Raw genomic sequence first — 516 nt, 5'->3', positions numbered from 1 at the left:
CCCCCAAGCCCCCGAAAAACAAGCCCGTCCGGCGATTGAGGACGAGCGGCGCAGCCGCGATACGGGGTCCGGGGCGGAGCCCCGGTTACGGGAAGGGGCGGGGAGGGGCAAAGGCCCGCCGCAGGCGTCACCCGCACCCACCCGCACCCGTCGGGCACCGGCTAGAAGTAGCCCTCCCGTTTGCGGTCCTCCATCGCCGCCTCCGACAACCGGTCATCCGCCCGCCCAGCCCCCCGCTCCGTCACCCTCGACGCCGCGATCTCCGCGATCACCTCCCCCACGCAGGCGGCCGTCGAGTCGACCGCCCCGGTGCACGACATGTCGCCCACCGTCCGGTACCGCACCCGCCGCCGCACCAGCACCTCCTCCCCCCGCGGCCCGCCCCAGCTACCGGGGGTCAGCCACATCCCGTCCCGGGCGAACACCTCCCGCTCGTGCGCGTAGTACAGCGACGGCAATCCGATCCCCTCCCGCGCGATGTACTGCCACACATCCAGCTCGGTGAAGTTCGACAGC

At 72.9% G+C, this 516-nt stretch carries 1 protein-coding gene; it reads right to left on the bottom strand.

Features of this window, described 5'->3' with window-relative positions; translation table 11 throughout:
* Positions 1-161: 161 nt before the first annotated feature.
* Positions 162-516 (bottom strand): phosphoadenosine phosphosulfate reductase domain-containing protein (locus ACFP1Z_RS33700; RefSeq protein WP_390321876.1); only part of this gene is annotated, 355 nt, incomplete at its 5' end.

Source organism: Streptomyces gamaensis, assembly GCF_042656465.1.
Lineage (GTDB): Bacteria > Actinomycetota > Actinomycetes > Streptomycetales > Streptomycetaceae > Streptomyces > Streptomyces gamaensis.
Note: the sequence above shows the minus strand (reverse complement) of the source record. Positions and strands in the feature narration are given on the sequence as shown.